The organism is Sulfitobacter sp. JL08, assembly GCF_003352045.1.
Classification (GTDB): Bacteria; Pseudomonadota; Alphaproteobacteria; order Rhodobacterales; family Rhodobacteraceae; genus JL08.
On sequence record NZ_CP025815.1, the window covers coordinates 3,550,903 to 3,566,684 of the forward strand.

General features: G+C 56.7%; 17 protein-coding genes. 9 read left to right on the plus strand and 8 right to left on the minus strand.

Features of this window, described 5'->3' with window-relative positions:
- Position 1: 1 nt before the first annotated feature.
- The 4 genes from C1J05_RS17475 to C1J05_RS17490 form a co-directional block, all read right to left on the minus strand.
- A complete protein-coding gene (locus C1J05_RS17475) occupies positions 2–1,279 on the minus strand; it encodes a TRAP transporter large permease (protein ID WP_114871367.1) in 1,278 nt (425 codons plus the stop codon).
- Positions 1,276–1,830, minus strand: coding sequence for a TRAP transporter small permease (locus C1J05_RS17480; RefSeq protein WP_114871368.1), 555 nt, complete (start codon positions 1,828–1,830; stop codon positions 1,276–1,278). The genes C1J05_RS17475 and C1J05_RS17480 overlap by 4 nt, the downstream gene beginning before the upstream one ends.
- A gap of 133 nt (positions 1,831–1,963) precedes the next feature.
- Positions 1,964–2,329 carry a cupin domain-containing protein gene (locus C1J05_RS17485; RefSeq protein ID WP_114871369.1) on the minus strand — a complete coding sequence of 122 codons (366 nt, stop codon included), beginning with the start codon at positions 2,327–2,329 and terminating at the stop codon, positions 1,964–1,966.
- 3 nt (positions 2,330–2,332) lie between these two features.
- On the minus strand, positions 2,333–3,313 hold the full coding sequence (locus C1J05_RS17490; RefSeq protein WP_162798126.1) for a TRAP transporter substrate-binding protein: 981 nt from the start codon (positions 3,311–3,313) through the stop codon (positions 2,333–2,335).
- 212 nt (positions 3,314–3,525) lie between these two features.
- Here C1J05_RS17490 and C1J05_RS17495 point away from each other — a divergent pair, with 212 nt between their 5' ends.
- From C1J05_RS17495 to C1J05_RS17535, 9 genes are all read left to right on the plus strand, one after another.
- Positions 3,526–4,401 carry a hypothetical protein gene (locus C1J05_RS17495; RefSeq protein ID WP_114871371.1) on the plus strand — a complete coding sequence of 292 codons (876 nt, stop codon included), beginning with the start codon at positions 3,526–3,528 and terminating at the stop codon, positions 4,399–4,401.
- A gap of 241 nt (positions 4,402–4,642) precedes the next feature.
- Entirely contained in the window at positions 4,643–7,519 is a 2,877-nt protein-coding gene (locus tag C1J05_RS17500) for a monovalent cation/H+ antiporter subunit A (protein WP_114871372.1), read from the plus strand.
- 1 nt (position 7,520) lies between these two features.
- Entirely contained in the window at positions 7,521–7,889 is a 369-nt protein-coding gene (locus C1J05_RS17505; RefSeq protein ID WP_114871373.1) for a Na+/H+ antiporter subunit C, read from the plus strand.
- Positions 7,886–9,427 (plus strand): monovalent cation/H+ antiporter subunit D, encoded by a 1,542-nt coding sequence (locus C1J05_RS17510; RefSeq protein ID WP_114871374.1) that lies wholly within the window; start codon positions 7,886–7,888, stop codon positions 9,425–9,427. Before C1J05_RS17505 ends, C1J05_RS17510 begins: the two co-directional genes overlap by 4 nt.
- Position 9,428: 1 nt before the next feature.
- Positions 9,429–9,929: a Na+/H+ antiporter subunit E gene (locus C1J05_RS17515; protein WP_114871375.1), complete on the plus strand. Its 501-nt coding sequence runs from the start codon at positions 9,429–9,431 to the stop codon at positions 9,927–9,929.
- On the plus strand, positions 9,926–10,213 hold the full coding sequence (locus C1J05_RS17520; protein ID WP_114871376.1) for a K+/H+ antiporter subunit F: 288 nt from the start codon (positions 9,926–9,928) through the stop codon (positions 10,211–10,213). The genes C1J05_RS17515 and C1J05_RS17520 overlap by 4 nt, the downstream gene beginning before the upstream one ends.
- Positions 10,210–10,599 carry a Na+/H+ antiporter subunit G gene (locus tag C1J05_RS17525; protein ID WP_114871377.1) on the plus strand — a complete coding sequence of 130 codons (390 nt, stop codon included), beginning with the start codon at positions 10,210–10,212 and terminating at the stop codon, positions 10,597–10,599. Before C1J05_RS17520 ends, C1J05_RS17525 begins: the two co-directional genes overlap by 4 nt.
- A gap of 153 nt (positions 10,600–10,752) precedes the next feature.
- The gene (locus tag C1J05_RS17530) at positions 10,753–11,247 is read left to right on the plus strand and encodes a histidine phosphatase family protein (RefSeq protein WP_114871378.1); all 495 of its coding nucleotides are present in this window, start codon (positions 10,753–10,755) and stop codon (positions 11,245–11,247) included.
- A gap of 140 nt (positions 11,248–11,387) precedes the next feature.
- Positions 11,388–11,942 carry a L,D-transpeptidase gene (locus C1J05_RS17535; RefSeq protein ID WP_114871379.1) on the plus strand — a complete coding sequence of 185 codons (555 nt, stop codon included), beginning with the start codon at positions 11,388–11,390 and terminating at the stop codon, positions 11,940–11,942.
- Positions 11,943–12,015: 73 nt separating this feature from the next.
- On the opposite strand, the gene C1J05_RS17540 is transcribed toward C1J05_RS17535, so the two are convergent.
- The 4 genes from C1J05_RS17540 to C1J05_RS17555 form a co-directional block, all read right to left on the minus strand.
- Positions 12,016–12,996, minus strand: coding sequence for an ABC transporter substrate-binding protein (locus C1J05_RS17540; protein ID WP_162798127.1), 981 nt, complete (start codon positions 12,994–12,996; stop codon positions 12,016–12,018).
- Positions 12,997–13,057: 61 nt separating this feature from the next.
- Complete coding sequence (locus C1J05_RS17545) at positions 13,058–13,897, minus strand: ABC transporter permease (RefSeq protein ID WP_114871380.1); 840 nt, start codon at positions 13,895–13,897, stop codon at positions 13,058–13,060.
- A complete protein-coding gene (locus tag C1J05_RS17550; RefSeq protein ID WP_114871381.1) occupies positions 13,897–14,760 on the minus strand; it encodes an ABC transporter permease in 864 nt (287 codons plus the stop codon). Before C1J05_RS17550 ends, C1J05_RS17545 begins: the two co-directional genes overlap by 1 nt.
- Before the next feature lie 228 nt (positions 14,761–14,988).
- Positions 14,989–15,774: an ABC transporter ATP-binding protein gene (locus C1J05_RS17555; protein ID WP_114871382.1), complete on the minus strand. Its 786-nt coding sequence runs from the start codon at positions 15,772–15,774 to the stop codon at positions 14,989–14,991.
- Positions 15,775–15,782 lie beyond the last annotated feature (8 nt).

Genomic DNA, 15,782 nt, shown 5'->3' on the forward strand with positions numbered 1-15,782 from the left:
TTCAGCCTCCCAGCCATGTTGGCAGCGACAAAGTGAGGGCCGGCACGAAAGCGACCAAAAGCAGCACAATCAAAGCAAGGCCAATCATCGGCAAGATCGCCATCGCCACCTTTTCCAACGGTTCCTTGCTGATTGCCGCCACGATGAACAGGCACAACCCGACCGGTGGCGTGATCATCCCGATCATCAGGTTCAGCACCACCATGATGCCGAACTGCACAGGATCGATCGCAAGAAGCGGGAATATCTCGTTCAGGATAGGCATCGCAAGAACAAGTGCCGCAAGCGGTTCAAGAAACAGCCCGAGGATCAGCAAGACAAGGTTCAGCAAAAGGATCAGAACCCAAGGCCTGTCGCTGATTTCCAGCATTCCCTGGGCAATGGCGCGTGGAATGTTCTCGATACCCAGAATGAACGAGGTCATCGACGCGACCGCAACGATCAGCATGACGCCTGCGGTCATGGTTGCAGTGTCATAAAAAGCCCGCGCAATTTTCGCGCCGGACAATGTGCGGTAAAGAAAGACGCCGATCAGCAGTGCATAGAGCGCCGCAATCGCCGCTGCCTCGGTAGGTGTGAACACACCCGATTTGATCCCGCCGACGATGATCACGGGCAGCAGCAAAGCCGGGAGCGCGCGAATGGTCAGGCCAATGCGTTCATGACTGGCGACAGGGTCCGGCATCGGGTGCTCTTCGACCCGCGCGCGCCAGACCGTATACAGAACCAGAAGCCCGCACAGAACAAACGCCGGAAAAATCCCCGCCAGAAACAAGCTGGAGATCGACGTACTGGTCAGCACACCATAAAGGATCAAAGCCAGCGAAGGCGGCACCATCGGACCAAGGATCGATCCGGCAGCCGTAAGCGCGGCCGCGTATTCGGCGCGATACCCATCGCGGCGCATGGCAGGGATCATCACCGACCCGATCGCGGACGCCTCTGCTGTCGCAGCGCCGGACACGCCGGAAAACATCATCGAAGACAGCACGTTCACCACCGCCAACCCGCCTCGCACCCGCCCCACCAGCATCTGGGCAAAGCGCACGATCTGACGGGTCAAATCGGCAGAATTCATCAGATTGCCCGCCAGAATGAAAAACGGGATTGTCAGCAGCACGAAATTATCGATGCCCGCGATCATTTTCTGCGGAAAACCGATCATAAGGTGCCATTGGTCAAAAACCATCAGATAGGTAATGGACGCAATGCACAGCGCAAAGGCAATCGGCACACCGATCACCAGACAGACAACAAAGGCGAAAAGATAAAGGGTCATTGTGGTGTGGCCCCCATACGACGGTCAAGCGCATCACCCAGCGTTTCGCCGTGTGCAAGGGCGCGTGCGCAAAGAACAATGTCGGCCGCCAGTCGCAGCGCGACCAGCGCCATACCGAATGGCAGCGCGATGTAAATCCAGAAAATCGTCGGGGCTTGCGGCGCATCTGCACCGAACAAATCGTCAAGAATGAACCGCATCGCCGGAATACGGGAACCACCCGCAAGATCGGCAAAGCGCCATCCGTAACAGACAAGCAGCAGACATGCCGCGAGCGACAGCGCAAAGGTGAACATCGCCAGCAAAAGGGCCGGGCGCCGTGACAAGGCGTTGGAGACAAACGTTAGTGCCGCGACTTCACCGCGTTCATAGGACATCGCAACACCCAAAAACGCCAGCCAGATCAGCATGTAGCGGCACATCTCTTCTGCCCACAAAAGCGAAGAATTAAAGCCGTAGCGCATTACGATCTGTGCAGTCATCAGCACTAGTAGCGCTCCGATCAATGTGATCAGCAGGCCACTTAGCACGGATCGGATCAGTCTTTGCATGTTCGAAACGTTCCTAACACTCGAACGCACCTGTCTTGACGGGTGTCGCGATCAAAGCAGATCACGCCCACTTATCCTTTTGGTGCCTGTTATGATTTGCATGTGGCCCGGCACGAACACCGGACCACACGTTTCAGGTAAAGTCGGCTTCCTGATATTCGGTAAGATGCAGATAATCTTTGCGCGGCGGCGCGAATACATCAAGGTTCACCGCAACTTCATCGCCCAGCGCCTCTCCGCAATGCACCACATCGGGCGGGATACGCAGCACATCACCCGCGCCCGCCTCGACCACATCATCGCCGATCTCAAAACGCACGCGGCCCGACAGGATATAGGCAAGCTGTTCAAACGGATGGGAATGGGGCTTTTTCTCCATTCCCGGCTCAAGCCAGTTCATCACCATAATCGCACCATCGCCGCGAAAGGCCGTGCGCGAAACGCCTTGGCGCACGGATTCCTTTGGCAGTTCGCTCCAGCGATAGACATTGACCGCCATCCGTCAGCTCCCTGATTTCAGCGCGTCAACGATGCGGGCAACCAGCGGGTCCTTGGCGGTCCAGGTTTCGACAACAGACGATGTCTTGGCCTTCATCGCGTCCAGATCAGACATTTCATTTATCGTCACACCGTTATCCTCAAGAAACGCGGTTGTATCCGCCTCCTGGCTTGCGGACAAAGCATAGGCTTGCGCAGTTGTTTCACGCCCGGCCTCTTCTATCGCTGCCTTTTGATCGTCTGTCAGGCCGTCCCAGACATTGGCCGACAGCATAATCGCGCCCGGCCAAAAATAGTGGCCTGTCAACGTGACCTGTTTCGCCGCATCAAACAGGCTTTCGGACCGGATCGAGGAAAGGTTGATTTCAACCGCATCGATGGTTCCCGTTTCCAGACCGGAATAAACCTCGCCATAGGCCATGCCGATAGGGTTCACGCCGATGGCTTCCCACGTGGCCTTGTGCAACGGGATTGGCACGATGCGCGTTTTCAAACCCGCAAAATCATCGGCCGACATCACTGCGTCGCCCTTGGCAAGAAAATGCCGCTGACCTGCTTCGATAAAACCCACGCCCTTGATCGACTTGTCGTCCAGCGTCGCCAGCAGCTCGGCACCCAGATCAGAGGTCAGCACATCAGACATCTGTTGGTAGCTGGATGTTACGAATGGCAGTTGCAGCGCATCGAACCCGCCCAGTTCCAGCACCAGCGGCAAGGTGGCCGTAGACACCAGCGCGCCATCGATCAGGCCGATTTGCAAGCCTTCAAGCAATTGCTTGTCATCCCCAAGTTGGCGATCACCGAAAACCTCGACCGCGACAGAGCCGCCTGTCTTGTCCGCCACCTTGGCCGCAAAAATCTCGAGTCCTTCGTGGAAAACATGCTGTGACGAAGCCGCGTGGCCCATCTTGATCGTAACATCCTGAGCCGCTGCAGATAACGGCACTCCAAGGATCAATGTCGTTGTCAGGAATAGATGTTTCATCCCGGGCCTCCTCTCCCATTGTGAATGCTGTTTCGCTGTGTGAAACAGACAATACGAGAATGAAACAACTATCATCACGAGTCAATGGAGTTGATAAGGGCTGATGCGCTGGCCGATCCCCTGCCCCGCACCCTTCAGATGCAAAACCGGTTCCGTTCGCCCGCAAACCCGATATACTTGCCGCCAGTCATCTCAAACTTCTGCGGAGTGTCATGCAGGTTATCGTTCACACTGGCGCGCACTACACAGACGAAGAGCGGTTGATGAAGTGCCTGTTGAAGAACAAACAGGCTTTTTCGGATTTGGGCGTTGCGGTGCCCGGACCGGGAAAATACCGAAAATTACTGCGTCAGACGCTGATTGCGATGCGCAAGTCAGCGGCAGACCCCGATGCCCGCGAAGTGTTGCTGGATGCCATACTGGATGAAGAAACCGCCGACCGCGTGATCCTGTCCAACACAAATTTTTTCGGCGCGCCCAGAGCGGCGGTACGGCGCGGGAAAATATATCCGACCGCAGCCGAACGCATGTCGCACTTTCAGCAGCTTTTTCCCGATGACGAGGTTGAAATGTTCATGGGGCTGCGCGATCCGGGAAGCTTTTTGCCAGCGATCTACAAGGAATCCCCCAAGGACGAACTGCACGATTTTCTTGACGGCGCGGACCCGCGCGAACTGCGCTGGTCCAATACGATCCGCGACATAAAGGAAGCAAACCCCGGAATATCTGTCACCGTCTGGTGCAACGAGGATACGCCGATGATCTGGTCCCAGATCGTCAGGGATATGGCCGGTATGGAGCCCTTTTCAGAAATCGAGGGCGCCTATGACCTGTTGTCCGACATCATCAGCCCGCAAGGCATGGCACGTTTTGAAACCTATCTGACATCGCATCCTGCGATGACCGAGGTCCAGCGCCGTCGGGTGATATCCGCGTTTCTGGACAAATTCGCTTTGGAAGATGAAATCGTCGAGGAACTGGACCTGCCGGGATGGACGGACGCGTTGGTTGGCGAGCTGACCGATATCTACGAAGAAGACGTTCTGGAAATCTCGCGCATGCCCGGCGTCCAGTTGATTTCGCCTTAGCTTGGTGCGGTACAGCCAGTACCCGCTTTGACCCCCGTCATCACCCTGCTTTTTGGCACGCAATAATGGCTCGAAGGCCGGAATAAACGCGCATTAACACTTCTCAATCACGCGCCAAGCGACTTATGCTGTCACAAAGACAGGGCATGAATTCATGACAGTTTTTGTCGGTTTCTCTTGAGGTTGCGCGCAAACTGTCACAAATAGGGGAAACTGTCCGGCCCACAGATCAGGAGTTCACGTGTCTCTTTTCCTTGTCGTTGCCCTGCCCTTTCTGGGCGCGCTCTTGCCCGGGTTGATGAATTCCGCTGGACGCCAGGCTTGTGCAGGCGTCACCTTCACCGTCTCACTCGCGGCATTTATCGGATTGCTCACCAATCTGCCGACGGTCCTTGCCGGCGATTTCGTGATGGCACGGGCCGATTGGATTCCCTCGCTCGGGCTGAACTTTACGTTGATGCTGGACGGGTTGGGGTTCTTTTTTGCCGGTCTTATCCTTGGCATCGGATTGCTGATTATTGCCTATGCGCGTTTTTATCTCGCGCGCGAGGACAATATGGGCGAATTCTTTACCTATCTGCTGTTGTTTCAGGGCGCGATGGTCGGCATCGTTCTAAGCGATAACATACTGCTATTACTGATTTTCTGGGAACTTACGTCGCTTTCATCCTTCTTGTTGATCGGGTATTGGAAACATCTGCCCGAAGGGCGGCAAGGCGCCCGTATGGCGCTGGCTGTGACCGGCATGGGCGGGCTGGCGATGATTGGTGGCATGCTTATTCTGGGCCAGATCGCGGGTAGTTATGATCTGAGCGTGATCTTGCAGAACCGTGAACTGATCCAGGCTTCGCCCTTGTATCTGCCCGCCCTGATCCTGATCCTGCTGGGCTGTTTCACCAAATCCGCGCAGTTTCCTTTTCACTTCTGGTTGCCCCACGCCATGGCCGCGCCGACCCCGGTATCGGCCTATCTGCATTCCGCAACGATGGTGAAGGCCGGAATATTTCTGATGGCCCGTATGTGGCCGGTGCTTTCGGGCACGCCGGAATGGTTCGTCATTGTCACCACGGCCGGCTTGGTCACGATGGTGCTGGGGGCTGTGATTGCGCTGTTCAAACATGACCTGAAGGCGCTGCTCGCGTTCTCAACCGTCAGCCACCTGGGCCTGATCACCATGTTGCTGGGCACGGGAACCGCGTTCGGCGCTATGGCTGCCGTGTTCCACATTCTGAACCATGCAACATTCAAGGCTGCGTTGTTCATGTCCGCAGGCATCATTGATCATGAAACCCACACCCGCGATATCCGCAGGCTTGGCGGGTTACGCCACCTGATGCCCGTGACCTTCGGCATTGCGACACTGGCGGCCCTTTCCATGGCTGGTATCCCGTTGCTGAACGGCTTCTTGTCCAAGGAAATGATGCTTGAGGAAACAACGCACACCGTCCTGTTCAACACGTGGTGGCTGGTGCCCGGACTTGCGGTTCTGGGTTCGCTTTTTTCTGCCGCCTATTGCTTCCGGCTGATCGGGCACGTGTTTCTGGGGCCGGTCCGCGACGATTATCCGGCGCAGCCTCATGATCCCGGCTCGGGGCTTTGGTTGCCACCTGCAATTCTGGTTATTCTGGTTGTTGCCATCGGCGTGGCGCCGTTTCTGGCAGAGCCGCTGGTGCGCCTTGTCACTGCAGCCGTATTGGGTGACGCCGCCGAAATGCCAAAAGCCTATCTGAAAATCTGGCATGGTCTGGTACCTGCCCTTTACATGTCGATTGTTGCGACGGTCGGCGGCTTGCTGTTGCTTGCCGCCTACCGCCCGGCCCTGAGAATGTGGGATGCCGCCCCCCGGCCAGAAGCCAAGGTTATTTTCGACGCGATTATTACTGCAGTCGTCGGGCTGGCGCAGCGTGTCATCAACACGCTGCACGATGGTGCGTTTTCTCGCTATGGCGCGATTATGGCTGTGACCGTTCTAAGCGCAGGGTTCTACGCCTGGACAACCGGGACCGTCGGCAGCGCGACGCGGATCATGCAACCTTCGGGCCCGATTCCAATCCTGGGTTGGCTGATGCTGGTGGCTGCAACCTGCGGTCTGGTGTTCCTGCACCGCAACCGCATGCTATCGCTGATCCTGATCGCAATCGTCGGTCTGGTCGTTTCGATCGGGTTTGTCTATTTCAGCGCGCCCGATCTGGCGATGACCCAGATCACCGTAGAAGTGGTCACGATCATCCTGCTGCTTCTGGCGCTGAACTTTCTGCCAAATCGCACACCGGTCGAAAGCACTGTGTTGCGCCGCACGCGCGATACATTCATTGCCGTGGCCGGCGGCCTGTGCGCAATGGCGCTTTCCTATCATTACCTGCTGCGCGATGCCGTCACGACACCGATTTCGGAGTTCCACCTTGCCAATTCCTACAAGGGTGGCGGCGGCACGAACGTTGTGAACGTTATTCTGGTCGATTTCCGCGGATTTGACACCTATGGCGAAATCATCGTTCTGGGGATTGCCGCACTGCTGATCTATGCATTGACCGAAACGCTATTGTCCGGACCTGTCCGGGCGCGCCTGCTGAACCGCAAGCCCGACCAGCCACGCTCGGGAGACATGCACCCGATGATGATGGTTGTGCTGACGCGGGTCATCATGCCGGTTGTTCTGATGGTCGGATTCTACATTTTCCTGCGCGGTCACAACGAACCCGGTGGCGGCTTTATTGCCGGTCTGGTGGTATCGATCGCGGTGGTCATGCAGTACATGGCCAGCGGTTTCAACTGGGCTTCGGACAGGTTGCGCTATCCCTATCACGGCGTCATTGGTGCCGGTGTTCTGGTGGCGGGGTTGACCGGTATCGGATCGTGGTTCTTCACCAAACCATTCCTGACATCGGATTTCACCTATGTCCGCATCCCACCCTTTGAAAAGTTCGAACTGGCCACGGCAGCAGCCTTTGATCTGGGTGTTTTTCTGGCCGTGGTCGGTGCCGTCATGTTGTCACTGGAAAGTTTTTCGCGCCTAGCACGGCGTGCGCACGTTCCCGACAGCGATCACCCGATGGATATCGACCCGTCACGGGACGACCCACAAGCCGACCTGCGCCTCGCGCAGAAGGAGGTGTAGAATGGAACTTCTTGTCGCCTCTGCCATCGGCATTCTGACTGCCGCCGGATTGTATCTGGTGTTCCGGTTGCGCACGTTTCCTGTGATCCTTGGCGTGTCGCTGCTGACTTATGCGGTCAATGTGTTTCTGTTTGCGTCTGGCCGGTTGACGGTGGCGGCCCCACCGATCCTGACGGAAGGCGTTTCAACCTATACTGATCCGCTGCCGCAGGCACTGGTTCTGACTGCGATTGTGATTTCCTTCGGGATGACGGCTGTTGTCGTCATGATTGCGCTGGGCGCTTATCTCGGCTCGGACGATGACCATGTGGACGATCAGATTGAACCGCCTTCGGACGCATCTTTGACCAGGACGGAGGACGCGACATGATTCACTGGATCATCGCCCCCGTTATCCTGCCCGCCATTCTGGCCCCGTTTATCGTGTTGGCCGCACGATATCATATCGGCATCCAGCGGGTCTTTTCGATAGCCGGCGTCTCGATGGTGATCGCCATTGCCGCAGGTCTTGCCTGGCAGGCATCCGATGGCACGATCACGCTTTATCAACTGGGTGATTGGGCTGCGCCTTTCGGCATTGTGCTGGTCGCTGACCGGCTTTCCACGTTGATGGTGCTGCTGACCGCGGTGCTTGCGCTGTTTGTGCTGCTATATTCCATCGGATCGAGATGGGATGACCGCGGACGGCATTTTCACGCGCTGTTCCAGTTCCAGCTGATGGGCATCATGGGTGCGTTTCTGACCGGCGACCTGTTCAACCTTTTCGTCTTTTTCGAAGTACTTCTGATCGCATCCTATGGTTTGATGATCCACGCTGGCGGCAATGTCAGGTTGCGGGCGGGGGTGCAATACGTGCTGTTCAACCTTCTGGGGTCCACCCTGTTCCTGTTTGCACTGGGCGCGATCTATGCGGAAACCGGCACTCTGAACATGGCCGATCTGGCGCAGCGCGTAAATCTGGTCAGTGCTGACACCACGGTCGGCATCAGGGTTGCCGCCATTCTGCTGTTGCTGGTCTTTGCCATCAAGGCAGCGGTCGTGCCGCTGCATTTCTGGCTTCCGTCAAGCTATGCAGAAGCCCCGGCACCTGTTGCAGCCCTGTTTGCCATCATGACCAAGGTGGGTGCCTATGCGATCATCCGGGTCTATACGATCGTTTTTCCACCCGATCTTGCGGTGACGGCGGATTTGCACAGCGCTTTGCTTCTGCCAGCGGCGCTTATTTCGCTGGCCATCGGGATGGTTGGAGTACTGGCGGCAGGCAAGCTTGACCGCCTTGTGGCCTTTGCCGTTATCGGATCGATGGGAATGGTCATGGTCGCGATTGCCATGTTCACGCCCGACAGCATCGCAGCAGCCTTGTATTATATCGTCCATTCGACATTGGCCGCGGGCGCGCTGTTCCTGATCGTCGATCTTGTCCGCACGGGGCGCGCCAACGTAGATCTGGTGGCGGCCCCTCCTGTCGGGGGGGCGGCCCTGACCGCCGGTTTGTTCTTTGTCGCGGCGATCGCGATGGCAGGTCTGCCGCCTTTGTCGGGATTTGTGGGCAAGCTGATGATCCTTGATGCAGCCTATTCCACGCCGGCAATGGTCTGGATTTGGGCCATCGTTCTGTCGGCCAGCCTTATCAGCGTCGTCGGGTTTGCCCGTGCAGGCAGCATCGTGTTCTGGAAGGCGCAAAGCATCGAGCGCCCCGAGGACGAACCTCTCCCCCCCTCACCCGCGATATTGTCATATGTGGCCGTTGGCGGGCTTTTGGGCTTGCTGGTCGCGCATACCGTCTTTGCCGGACCGGTGCAGCGCTACATGGCCGCAACTTCCGCGCAACTTTTTGCACCGGAACCCTATATTTCGACAGTATTGGACACCCCCGGTAAACTCAGCACACCCAAGGAGGCCAATTGACATGATCAAAGCATTCCACTGGCTGTTACCGCACCCGCTTTTGACTCTGTTGCTGGCCGTCGTCTGGACCCTGCTGCAAAACGATGTTTCGGCGGGCATGATTGTGTTTGGCCTGATCCTCGGGATTATCATACCCTTGGGAACCTCGGTCTGGTGGCCTGACCGGCCCGAGGGATTCCGAATGGGCCGGATGATCGGCTATGTCATGATTGTGATGTGGGACATTATGGTGGCCAACGTTCAGGTGGCATGGATTGTCCTGACGCGCCCCAATTCCAAACTGCGCCCGGCCTGGGTGATCGTACCGCTGGACCTGCGCACGCCCGAAGCCATTACAATCCTCGCGGGAACCATCACACTGACGCCCGGTACCGTTTCGGCAGACCTGTCCAATGAAGGGCACAGCCTGCTGGTACACGCGCTGGATACCAATGATCCCGACGCTGTACGAGACGAGATCAAGAACCGTTATGAACGCCGTCTCAAGGAGATTTTCACATGACCCTTGCAACCGATGTCATGAATACTGCGCTAATCATTGCGTTTGTCGCAGTTGCGCTGGCACAGCTTATGGCCATGATCCGGCTGGTAATCGGGCCCGATACCGGTGATCGCATTCTGGCGCTTGATACCATGGTGGTAAATGCCATTGGCCTGATCGTGCTGTTGGGAATAGGGCAAGGCACGCGGGTTTACTTCGAGGTTTCGCTGATCATTGCCATGCTGGGGTTCGTTTCTACAGTGGCCTATGCCCGGTTCGTATTGCGCGGGGACATCATAGAATGACGGTAGAAGATTTCCTGACTTATGCCGTGGCTGTCTGCCTTGTGATCGGGGCGTTCTTTACACTTGTCGGTTCGATCGGCCTGCTCAAGTTCAATGATTCCATGACACGGCTTCACGCCCCCACCAAGGTGGGCACGGTGGGTGTTGGTGCCCTGTTGCTGGCATCGATGATCCATTCTTTCACCTTTGGCGAAGGGTCCCTGCACGAGTTGTTGATCATGGCGTTCCTGTTCGTCACAGCACCGATTTCGGCCAATTTCATGGCCAAGGTGACCATTCACAAACGCGCCTGCGCCGAACCCCCGTCGCCTCCGCGCGATGAAACATGGTCGACCCTGGATGTACCCGAAGCAGACCGCGAATTTGTAGAACAGAGCGAAACCTGACCATATGCGCCAACCGTCTATGGCGTTCTGAAACGCGGTGCGGGGCAACGGCTTCACCGTCCAAAAGTGCAGGAACCGCGCGAGATTTTGACTATCGGACAAAATGTGGCAGAGTACCGGGATTGATCAAGATTTTTTCCGGTCCCCTGTTTCATGCTGTCCCTACGTTTTCTTACTGCCCTTCTGTTCGCCGCCATCTGTGGTGCTTGTACCCTTCCGGTTATTCCCGATGATGCACAAACAACGATCCTTGCATTGCGCCATGCGGATCGTTCCGGGGATGAATTAAGCTCAAAGGGACAGGTGCGTGCGAAAAACCTGCCTGCGGCTGTCGCTGCCTATGATCTGGATGCCATCTACAGCCCCGATATCGCGCGTAACATTGCCACGGCAGAGCCGCTGTCGCAGGCAACAAGCTTGCCCATTACCCTGATCCCAAAGGAATATGCTGGCGCGCGCATGACGCAGGAACACCCCGACGGCACCGTTCTATGGGTGGGAAACAAGGATAACCTGCGCGCGCTATGGTCCGAACTGGGGGCGCAGGATCCCGCGCCACAGAATTACGGAGAACTGTTTGTCGTCAAAATGCAGGGTAAATCCGCAGCTTCGGTTACGCGCCTTCATGTGCCCGCAGGACTACCCTAGGCTCACTCGCGACAGTATGTTCACATCGTTGTCATGCCTCTTTTGCAACAGTCGGCAAGCGGTTATCCTGAACAAACCTTGATTTTGAACCCCTGCCCGACACATAAAAGTCGAGGGGTGTTTTAGAAGGATTGCTTATAATGATTTCCCGTCGCTTATTTTTGGGAACCGGTATTGCCGCCAGTACACTGCCACAAATCGGTTTTTCGCAAGACGTTGTTTTTGATCCCACACCACAAGAGGTCAGGATCAAGAAAGAATTCCAACCCGGTCAACTGCTGATCCTGCCACGATCCTACTACCTGTATTTCGTGACCGAACAACGCAAGGCCATCCGCTATGGCGTGGGCGTGGGCAAAGCAGGGCTTGAGTTTACCGGCAGCGCCACAATCGACGTGAAAAAGGAATGGCCGACATGGCGGCCGACCGAAGAGATGATCGAACGCGATCCCCATCTCTATACGCAGTTCATCGACAATGATTACATCATGCCCGGTGGCCCCGGAAACCCCTTGGGCGCGCGGGCGCTCTATCTGTTTCAGAACGGAGTAGACACCTATTTCCGCATCCACGGAACGACCCAGCCAAACACAATCGGGCAATCCGTATCAAACGGGTGCATCCGGATGCTGAACGAACATGTCGCCGATCTTTATGAACGCGTGCCTGTCGGAACAGTGGTAACCGTTCTGTAAACGGACCAGCGGACAGTCCCCAATAGAAAAGGGCCCGTCGATCTGACGGGCCCTTTCTTGCGTTTGCTTCGCTTTAGTTCAGCGCTTTGTCCGTAATCGCATGAGTCCACGCGCCTTCGGGCGCTTTGGTGATCATGCCACCTTCCATGGTGATCGCGACAGTCCGGTCAAAAGCGGCCGGATCCAGCGTTCCGTTCGACCCTGCGGTCAGCTTTGCGATTTCGCCCATCATGCGGCGCTGGTGCTTTTCGGTCTGGGCACCGGTGTTGTCATATTCCAGCACGATATCCGCGGCGGCATCCGGGTTTTCCTCGGCCCATTTCCAGCCTTTCATCGACGCACGCACAAACCGGACAAGCTGGTCTGCCTTTGCCTCATCGGCAAGCGTTTCTTCAGTGACGTACAGGCCGTCTTCAAGCGTAGAAATACCTTCGTCTTCGTATTTGAAGACCACCAGATCATCGGGCGTCAAGCCGGCATCAATCACCTGCCAGTACTCATTATAGGTCATGGTGGTTGCGCATTCGACCTGCTTTTGCAGCAGCGGATCAACGTTAAAGTTGATTTTCTGAATGGTCACACCGCCCTCGGACCCGTCTGTGGCGTATCCCAGCTTGCCCATCCAGCTGAGCAACGGGATTTCATTGCCAAAGAACCACGTTCCCAGGGTTTTACCCGGAAAATCCTCGGGCGAATTGATGTTGTGTTCCTTCAGGCAGGTCAGCATCAGACCGGACGATGCAAACGGCTGCGCGATATTGACGATCGGCGCGCCCTTTTCACGCGCGGCCAAAGCCGACGGGCCCCAATCGACCATCACATCGGCGCCACCGCCCAGCAAGACCTGAACCGGAGCGATATCCGGTCCGCCTGGTTTGATCGTGACGTTCAGATCTTCTTCTTCGTAAAAGCCCTGATCCAGCGCCACGTAATAGCCCGCAAACTGCGCCTGTGTGACCCACTTCAGTTGCAATGTCAGATCATCGGCGGCATGGGCCATACTGCCCCATGCGCCCAAAGCGGCAATGCCCAGCGTTTTTGTGATTGTCTTCATGATACTCTCCTTGTTGGTTGTTTTTTGTTTCGTGTCTTTGTTCGCAACGCGCCGCTGTTTTTTACCGGCGCTGCGACGGATGCCAGAATGTAACCGCCCTCTCCATCAGTGCAACCGCCCCGTAAAAGGCGGACCCTGCCAGCGCCGCGACAACAATTTCCGCCCACACCAGATCCATGGCCAATTGCCCGACAGAGGTGGAAATCCGAAATCCCATGCCCCGCGTCGGCGATCCGAAGAATTCGGCAACGATTGCTCCGATCAGTGCCAATGTACTCCCGATTTTCAAACCGTTAAAGATAAATGGCATGGCAGCGGGCAATCGCAGTTTCAGCAGGGTGCGCCAGTACCCCGCCGCATAGGTCCGCATCAGATCGCGCTGCATGGCATCGGTATCCTGCAGGCCCTGCACGGTATTTACCAGCATCGGAAAGAACACCATGACCACAACAACTGCCGCCTTTGACTGCCAGTCAAATCCGAACCACATCACCAGAATGGGCGCCATCCCGATGATCGGCAAAGCCGCGACGAAATTGCCAACCGGCAAAAGCCCGCGTTGCAGGAACGGATAGCGATCGATCCAGATCGCCAGCAAAAAGGCGGACCCGCACCCGATGACATAGCCGCTCAGTGCACCTTTCAGCACGGTTTGTACAAAATCTTCCCACAAAATGGCGGTCGAGGCTGCAAACCGCACGGCAATGGCAGAAGGCGACGGCAACAGAACGGGACTGATCTCCAGCCCGCGGACAACGCTTTCCCAGATCACGATCAACGTCACGCCAAACACAACGGGCACCGCCAGCCGTGTAAAAGACGTACGCGGTTGTCCAGCCAGCCACACATTCAGCGCCCACCCGCCAATCCAGAACAGCGCTCCGAAAACAAGCCAGCCCATCACGCCATCCCCATGCGGCGCAACGTGATGCGCTGCAAAACACCGATTATCCCGACAAGGGCCGCGGCAAGGGCCGCCGCCATGATCAGCGCGCTCCAGATCTGGATGGTCTGGCCGTAATAACTGCCCGCCAGCAGGCGTGCGCCCAATCCGGCAACGGCCCCGGTGGGCAATTCACCAACAATCGCCCCCACCAGCGACGCAGCCATCGCAATCTTGAGCGAGGTAAAAAGATAGGGCATCGATGACGGAAAACGCAGACGCCAGAATGTCTGTGCGGGCGACGCATTCCACGTCCGCATCTGGTCAAGCTGCATGACAGAAGGACTGCGCAAACCCTTGACCATGCCGACCACCACCGGAAAAAAAGACAGATACATCGAAATCACCGCCTTGGGCAGCAATCCGGAAATCCCCACGGCATTCAGAACGACGATGATCATCGGCGCGATGGCCAGAATCGGAATGGTCTGACTCGCGATCACCCATGGCATCACGCTCATGTCCATCGTGCGGTTGAACACAATCCCGACCGCCAGCGCGATCCCCAGCAACGTGCCCAAAACGAACCCCAGCATCGTCGATGAAAAAGAGATCCAAGCATGATAGATCAGGGACCGTTTTGACGTGACTTTTTTCTCGACCGTGGTCTGCCATAATTCGACCGCGACCTGATGCGGTGCCGGCAGCTTCGGTTTGTCCTGCGCCCAGGTATCGGCAATCAGTTCTGCCGTACTCAGTTCAACGCCGGCGCGCGCCGCGTTGTCATAGGCCCACGGTGCGTTCAAAAAAACCGATGCGACATACCACATCGCAAAAATCGCCGATACGACAGTCAGCACAGGCAACAGCGACCGCGTCATGTGCCTGTCTCCGCTTTCATTTGTCCAAAACTACTCCCGCCGGAGGCACCTGCCCTTACCGAAAAGCGCATGATCTGACGGAAAAGAATGAGTACTTTAAGACAAATGAAGGACTTATCGTGTTCCCTGGCCAGGCGGTACAGGCTGGAGAGCCGATGACCGTGACAAGTGAAGGCACCCTGTCCCGGCGATCCTGGATACAAAAGGACAGGGTGTTTTTCCGGCACGCTAAACCTCATCGCCATGCCCCGCGCGCAGGCCTTCGCGCACGCGATGCGCAACCTCAAGAAACTCCGGCGTGTCCCGGATATCCAGTGGCCTCTCTTTGGGCAGCGGGCTGTTGATCACATCGGTGATCCGTCCCGGGCGCGGCGACATGACCACGATCTTGGTACTGAGATACACCGCTTCGGGAATAGAATGGGTGACAAACGCAATGGTCTTGCCGGTGCGTTCCCACAGATGCAGCAACTGTTCGTTCAGATGGTCACGTACGATTTCATCAAGCGCGCCAAAGGGTTCATCCATCAGCAACAGATCGGCATCAAAGGCCAGTGCCCGCGCGATAGAGGCACGTTGCTGCATGCCGCCCGACAATTGCCAGGGATATTTCTTTTCAAATCCGCCCAGTTCGACAAGATCCAGAACACGCGCGACGCGGGCCGCCATATCAGCCGCGTCATAGCCCATAATCTCCAGCGGCAGGCGGATGTTGCCGCCGATTGTGCGCCAAGGATAAAGGCCCGCAGCCTGAAAAACATACCCGTAGGCGCGGGCCTTGCGGGCCTGTTCGGGCGAAGTGCCGTTGATGCTGATCGTTCCGCCCGTGGGCTGTTCCAGATCGGCCATCACCCGCAGAAACGTGGTTTTGCCGCAGCCTGAGGGGCCGATAAAGCTCACAAAATCGCCTTTTTCAATGTCCAGGGACACATCTTTCAACGCGTGCACCGGACCATCGTTGGTTTGGAATGTCAGGTCCAGATTGCGCGCGCTGATAACGGTATTTGAGGTCAATTCATGTG

Excerpts from the sequence above, each read along its gene's own strand:
- C1J05_RS17475 (WP_114871367.1), bottom strand. The coding sequence starts at position 1,279 with ATGACCCTTTATCTTTTCGCCTTTGTTGTCTGTCTGGTGATCGGTGTG.
- C1J05_RS17480 (WP_114871368.1), bottom strand. The coding sequence starts at position 1,830 with ATGCAAAGACTGATCCGATCCGTGCTAAGTGGCCTGCTGATCACATTG.
- C1J05_RS17485 (WP_114871369.1), bottom strand. The coding sequence starts at position 2,329 with ATGGCGGTCAATGTCTATCGCTGGAGCGAACTGCCAAAGGAATCCGTG.
- C1J05_RS17490 (WP_162798126.1), bottom strand. The coding sequence starts at position 3,313 with ATGAAACATCTATTCCTGACAACGACATTGATCCTTGGAGTGCCGTTA.
- C1J05_RS17495 (WP_114871371.1), top strand. The coding sequence starts at position 3,526 with ATGCAGGTTATCGTTCACACTGGCGCGCACTACACAGACGAAGAGCGG.
- C1J05_RS17505 (WP_114871373.1), top strand. The coding sequence starts at position 7,521 with ATGGAACTTCTTGTCGCCTCTGCCATCGGCATTCTGACTGCCGCCGGA.
- C1J05_RS17510 (WP_114871374.1), top strand. The coding sequence starts at position 7,886 with ATGATTCACTGGATCATCGCCCCCGTTATCCTGCCCGCCATTCTGGCC.
- C1J05_RS17515 (WP_114871375.1), top strand. The coding sequence starts at position 9,429 with ATGATCAAAGCATTCCACTGGCTGTTACCGCACCCGCTTTTGACTCTG.
- C1J05_RS17520 (WP_114871376.1), top strand. The coding sequence starts at position 9,926 with ATGACCCTTGCAACCGATGTCATGAATACTGCGCTAATCATTGCGTTT.
- C1J05_RS17525 (WP_114871377.1), top strand. The coding sequence starts at position 10,210 with ATGACGGTAGAAGATTTCCTGACTTATGCCGTGGCTGTCTGCCTTGTG.
- C1J05_RS17530 (WP_114871378.1), top strand. The coding sequence starts at position 10,753 with ATGCTGTCCCTACGTTTTCTTACTGCCCTTCTGTTCGCCGCCATCTGT.
- C1J05_RS17535 (WP_114871379.1), top strand. The coding sequence starts at position 11,388 with ATGATTTCCCGTCGCTTATTTTTGGGAACCGGTATTGCCGCCAGTACA.
- C1J05_RS17540 (WP_162798127.1), bottom strand. The coding sequence starts at position 12,996 with ATGAAGACAATCACAAAAACGCTGGGCATTGCCGCTTTGGGCGCATGG.
- C1J05_RS17545 (WP_114871380.1), bottom strand. The coding sequence starts at position 13,897 with ATGGGCTGGCTTGTTTTCGGAGCGCTGTTCTGGATTGGCGGGTGGGCG.
- C1J05_RS17550 (WP_114871381.1), bottom strand. The coding sequence starts at position 14,760 with ATGACGCGGTCGCTGTTGCCTGTGCTGACTGTCGTATCGGCGATTTTT.